The sequence below is a fragment of the Veronia nyctiphanis genome, from assembly GCF_004116385.1.
GTDB classification, from domain to species: Bacteria; Pseudomonadota; Gammaproteobacteria; order Enterobacterales; family Vibrionaceae; genus Veronia; species Veronia nyctiphanis.
Window position 1 is genome coordinate 1 of the sequence record NZ_PEIB01000066.1, and the last position, 5,551, is coordinate 5,551.

Annotated in this window: 6 protein-coding genes; 2 read left to right on the forward strand and 4 right to left on the reverse strand. The window is 39.8% G+C overall.

Annotated features, from left to right (window positions below; translation table 11 throughout):
• From CS022_RS24170 to CS022_RS24185, 4 genes are all read right to left on the reverse strand, one after another.
• Positions 1–673, reverse strand: a 673-nt coding sequence (locus tag CS022_RS24170) for a hypothetical protein (RefSeq protein ID WP_201746389.1), incomplete at its 3' end; no start/stop codon positions are given.
• 638 nt (positions 674–1,311) lie between these two features.
• Positions 1,312–1,761, reverse strand: coding sequence for a hypothetical protein (locus tag CS022_RS24175; protein ID WP_129124415.1), 450 nt, complete (start codon positions 1,759–1,761; stop codon positions 1,312–1,314).
• A 376-nt stretch (positions 1,762–2,137) separates the two neighbouring features.
• Positions 2,138–2,653: a hypothetical protein gene (locus CS022_RS24180; protein WP_129124416.1), complete on the reverse strand. Its 516-nt coding sequence runs from the start codon at positions 2,651–2,653 to the stop codon at positions 2,138–2,140.
• 1,024 nt (positions 2,654–3,677) lie between these two features.
• Complete coding sequence (locus CS022_RS24185; protein WP_161569741.1) at positions 3,678–3,929, reverse strand: hypothetical protein; 252 nt, start codon at positions 3,927–3,929, stop codon at positions 3,678–3,680.
• A 586-nt stretch (positions 3,930–4,515) separates the two neighbouring features.
• Here CS022_RS24185 and CS022_RS24190 point away from each other — a divergent pair.
• Positions 4,516–4,968: a hypothetical protein gene (locus CS022_RS24190; RefSeq protein WP_129124418.1), complete on the forward strand. Its 453-nt coding sequence runs from the start codon at positions 4,516–4,518 to the stop codon at positions 4,966–4,968.
• Positions 4,969–5,171: 203 nt separating this feature from the next.
• The gene (locus CS022_RS24195; protein WP_129124419.1) at positions 5,172–5,504 is read left to right on the forward strand and encodes a hypothetical protein; all 333 of its coding nucleotides are present in this window, start codon (positions 5,172–5,174) and stop codon (positions 5,502–5,504) included.
• Positions 5,505–5,551: the final 47 nt, after the last annotated feature.

Sequence of the window (5,551 nt, forward strand, 5' to 3'; positions counted from 1 at the left end):
CGACCCCTTTACCTAAATTAGATACGCCTTTGCCGATATTAACGGCCGTATCAACAACAGTTTTCCCGGCGTTAACGGCCAAGCCTGCAACGCCTTTACCTAAATTAACAGCGGCACCAGCAGCAGTTTTTCCGGCATTGATGGCGAAGTCTACGACCCCTTTACCTGCATTAAATACGCCTTTGCCGATATTAACGGCTGTATCAACAACGGGTTTAACCATGTTAGCGGCGAAACCTGCAATGCCTTTACTTAGGTTAACAGTGGTATCAACAGCAGTTTTGCCTGCGTTAATGACAGCACCAGCAACACCTTTTCCGAGATTCACAGCAGCATCAACAGCACCTTTGCCTGCACCAACAACGTTTGTGCCTAAGTTAACGACAGTATCGGCAGCAACAGAAGCAGCTTTTGCTACTGTACCTACAGCGCCTGAAATAGCAGAGCCAATGGCATCGAAGATACTTGGCGCTGGTGGCGCTGGTGGCGCTGGTGGTGGAGTTGGTGGCGTCGGTGGGCAATGTCTATTTTCCTTTGACCATGTTTGGCCACCATGCATTTCTTTCATTGTTTCAGCGGCACTTTTTTGTTTCGTCTCGATTATAACTGCAGGTGAGCTACTGTTAATATTTCCTTGACTAACTTCACCTGAATTCACTGTATTTATACGCATATATATCCCTAAAATATTTGAAAAGTTTTGTTATTTCTTATGACTCAAATTGTATAAAACTTATTTTATATATTATTAATGTCTAATGTACTCGGAATGGATTATAGGGGGATATGGAGCATTTATTCTATATGCGATTTTAATAATCTAATAATTGATACAATCTATACACGGTTCTTTTGTTTCCATTTAATTTTAAGAAAAATATATATTTTGGTAATTATTTTGATAAAAAAATGGAACTAATTTCGTTTTCATTTTTAATTGAAAGTTATCAAGTGAAATCCACCGAGAAGTTCCTGAAAGGACCGAAGTGGATGACTATGTAGACTACAGCTTAGCCTGTGAGGCATTGAGTGCTATGGGTTTTATGAGAGTCTCTTCGGGGCGGCCCACAAACGCCATAACATATAAAACAAGTTTTATAAATGAGCGTATGTTACTTGCTATGCACGATTTAGTGTAGAAGGTTTAATTTATCTATCAAATGTTTTTAGATTGAAAATATAATATTCAGTTTGATGATCTTAGAATTGCATCATGATTTTTATATTTCTTTGTTACGTTAATTTAGATGTTTTAAAAGGGACAAATAAAAAGATCGGGAGCTACCGATCTTTTTATTCTAGCAAGTTTATTTATTTGTTATCAGCTCTTGGTTCTGGCTTCATAACATTATGATTAGTTTGTGAACCAGCACTAGGAATCAGAGTGGAGATAAACGCCTTAAGTTCTGTTCTCAGTTTTTCAATGGTTTTACCAGCAGCTTCAGGTAGGTTTTCCAGAGTATTAAATACCTGTTCAGTAACCTTTATGCTGTAATCAACGGCATTCTGGAGTCCAGTTATGGCAGTATTAAGCGCTTGCCTCGCTGCTTCTGAAGCGCCAATTACGCCTTCTTTGGCAGCGATAATTGCGTCGCGGCTAAATCTTAAGGCGCCTTGATATGCATCTACAGCTGTCTGAAGAGAAGCTTTAATTGCTTCTTTTGCTTTCTCACCAATTTCACCAGCTACACTTGGAATTTGTTCAAGCGCATTTCCGATCATTGCAGGGAGTTTTTCAGCTACCTCAACAGCCTGCCTCATAGCCTCTTTGCCTGCAGTAATTGTTTTATCAAGACCATCCTTAACACCGTCAACGACGTTTCCACCAAATGATGCGGCACCGTCGAGAAGTGCTTCACCAGTATTAATTGCTGCTTCTGCTCCATTTTTTAATGTGGTAAAGGCAGCTTGACTGAAGTTAACAACGCCGTCAGCGAAGGTTTTACCAAAGTTAATAGCGCCATCAACGACACTTTTCCCAGCGTTGGCGACGAACTCAACTGCACCTTTACTTGCTTCTAGTACGCCATTACCAAGGTTAACGGCGCCTTCAGCAACGACTTTCCCGGCAGCGATAGCGCATCAACGACACCTTTCCCAGCGTTGGCGACAAACTCAACCGCTCCTTTACCTGCTTCTAGAACGCCATTTCCAAGATTAACGGCCCCTTCAGTAACGACTTTCCCGGCAGCGATAGCGCATCAATAACACCTTTTCCAGCGTCGGCGACAAACTCAGCCGCACCTTTTCCTGCTTCTAGCACGCCATTACCAAGGTTAATCGCTCCGTCAACAACAACTTTACTTTGATTAATGACACCATCAACGACTAATTTGCCCATTTCAATAGCTTTCGCTGAGCCGTCTTTAACCATTTTTGCAGCAGTAACCGCCGCATCAGAGACTACCTCAATAGCATTATCTTTTATCGATCCGATAAAACCACCGAGACCTTCCCAAAAGCCAGGTGGTTCTGGCGTTGGAGCTGGAGGGCAATGTTTGGCTGACTGAGACCATGTCTGACTGCTGTGCATGTCTTTCATCGTTTCAGCCGCACTTTTTTTATTCGCCTCCTTAATAACTGAAGCGGATGACGAATCGCTGTTAATATTTGCTCGGCTTATTTCGCCTGAATTTACTGTGTTAATACGCATGTGTATATCCCTATAATTTATAAAAATATTATTTATTGTGATTTAATTTTTATTGTTGGTATTTTTAATATTATTAATGTCTAATGCTTTCAAATGTGATTATAGGGAACATTAGAGCTTATATTCTATAATCTATAATGGAATTCTCACATATGAAACACTTTTTTAAAGGATTTTTTGGGTTCCATTATTTTAAGGTTATTTTCTATTTGTAAAATTTATTCAAAGCATGATTTTTGATCACGTGCGTAGGTGAGTTAATCAATAAAGTAATCAGGAGTGACATGTACTAGGGGTATCCTTATTTTTAAAAAAATCTATCTTCTATGAAAACCACATGACTATTGAGAGTTGGAAAAACAGATTGTCATGATTATAAATTATTGTTTTTATTGTGTTTATATTTTAAGGTTAACTTGGGTATCTATTTTTATTAATACTCTAGTGGTGCTGAGTTGATAGAGTCTAATGTGATATTAATAAATGCCAGACAGAACTGTCCTTCAGCTCACTAATCGCAAAGGAAAGGTATTTCTGATTCTGTAAAAGGCGCAACCAATACTACGTTTCTGATGAGAAGCTTTTTAGATTTTATGCGTGAGACACTGAGGGTGTAAGCCAATCTATCCATAAAAAAAATTAGTTGGTTTTTTGGTGCGATTTTACGGTGCGATGATCGGGTTGAGTATTGAGGGTATTAAGTTAAACACGTAGGCCCGGTATTAGTATCATTCATTGACACCGCGCTGGATAGCGAGAGAGACTGCTTTTTTGAAACATTTTCAACGCAAGGAAATACAGTAGTTATACGACTAGATTCTTCCCATTATTTAAGATTGAAAATCAATTAATTCGTTATTTACTATGAATTTATATAACTAATGAAATTTTTCTTGCTGGATGTTGTTAAACGATGAGAGATGAGTGTTAAAAAGCAATAAAATTTGACTGAAAAATTCTTACTTAAAGCTCTGAATAGGCTAAATAAAAGGCAAGACAATTTCTTGCCTTTCATTTTTAGAATTTATTTCTTGAAGAGTCCGCCGATCAGGTTTCCGATCGTTCCTAGAGGATCTTTAAAGAAGCCCTTAATGCCGTTTATTACTCCACCAATGGCGTTTTTAATTCCGCCAATAAAATCGAACACGCCACCAATGACCTCTTTTATCTTTCCAAAGAAACCAAAGATACCGTCAAGAAGACCGCCGCCTTGAGGTTTCTCACCGCTGCCTTGAGGTTTCTCACCCCCGCCCTGAGGCTTTCCCCCACCGTTCATGTCGTTTATTGCCTGTCCTGGATGGCAATGACATGGAGGAGGCGGTGGCGGACAGTAGTAATAATGGGTGTGACAAGAATGTGTCGTTGAGCTTGCTGATGAAGTTGATGAAACTGTCATGGTCTTTTCCCCTATGTGCGCCGCCTAAACTCAAAACACTCCGTTACCCTAGAAATCCATCGGCAACTTTCGCGGCATAAATGTCATGTTAAATTCAATGTTATTTGCGTAACTTGCACTGAAGCATACTGATTCAATGTCATATCGTTCGTACTCATAGTTATAGACAAAGATTTCAAGATTTTTTTAGCAGAATTTTATTTTCTTATTTTTAATGTAAATATCTTATAAGTGCTACTCATTTCATTTTTTTCATATCTGGTTGATTAAAACAATAGGTGCCTTTGATTAAAATGTTTAGTCACATAAATCATTGTTATATTTAATCCTTTATTAGGTTTTCTTAAACTAATCAAACGATATGAATTTGAAATTTGTGGTGCGGGAACGTTCTATGAGTGCTCAGTGACCTAATGGTTCTTAAAATTGAGACGATTGGTAGGCATTACTTTCGCAGGAAAAGAGAGTGCGTGGTGTGTCCGGGCTACTATCAACAGCGGCTCAAGGTCCTTCTGACTTTATTTCGAATTTAAGCGCAGCGGCCGTGTACGATACAATCGGAGTGCCTGCGACCTCAAAAACAACCGCTTTAAGTGCCTTTTTGTCTGTTGCTGGTTATGCGAAGGCTGGAGTTCCTGGTACATTTGGCGGCATTGGCAGAGACAGAAAGAACCCAGTCGGTAAAGGCAGTGTATCATCCTACACTAAACCAATCGCTAGCGGACCGGGGTGGTTCGATGTATTTTCCGTAACGAATAATAAAACGGGTGAAAGTGTTCCGCTTCCTCAAAGAAAAAAAGTATTAGTATTTGGCTCTCCTGTAACAAACAGTCAACCGAATGAGAATAAGCCAAACGAAGAAGATCGCAATCCATATCCGAAGGGCCAGTTGGTCCATGGCATGGTCGCGATAAATTAGAGGACTTAAATAGCCTCAATGCCTTTCAGGGAGAGATCCAAAAAGATGTCTTCGGTGTCGTTTCATATCGCGGTCAGAAATATGTTCCAATAAAGTATGGACCTAAAGATACTGATATTCGTTACTACAGGGCAGTACCCGAAGAAGAAAATGGCGCTTTTCATATAGTAGATGGCCGAGATAACAAAATTACTGGTGGTCGGGTGGTCTTTGACGGGACTACTCCACATAAGTCATTTATCTTTCCAACAACACCACATTGGCAAAAAGAATATCTGGATAGGCTAGATGCAATTACTAAACGCACCTTCACACAAGGAGGGAATGATGGTTATAGTAGAAACGAAGAAACAGGCATAGTCCAGTTCCGTGGTCAATCATGGCTGCCCATTCAAGTTAGTGATGACGTGACGGACATTGTTTATGCACGAGGAGAAAAATATACAGTGGAGCAACCTGAAAATTCCCCGCACCATGATGGCTCATGGATTTTAGTAGATGGTAACGACGAAGAGAGACCTGGTGGTAGAGGTTAATCTCAGCTCTTTCCTGCTCATTTCGCTTACAGAAAACTAGATACCAA

Excerpts from the sequence above, each read along its gene's own strand:
- CS022_RS24175 (WP_129124415.1), bottom strand. The coding sequence starts at position 1,761 with ATGAGGCAGGCTGTTGAGGTAGCTGAAAAACTCCCTGCAATGATCGGA.
- CS022_RS24180 (WP_129124416.1), bottom strand. The coding sequence starts at position 2,653 with ATGCGTATTAACACAGTAAATTCAGGCGAAATAAGCCGAGCAAATATT.
- CS022_RS24185 (WP_161569741.1), bottom strand. The coding sequence starts at position 3,929 with ATGAACGGTGGGGGAAAGCCTCAGGGCGGGGGTGAGAAACCTCAAGGC.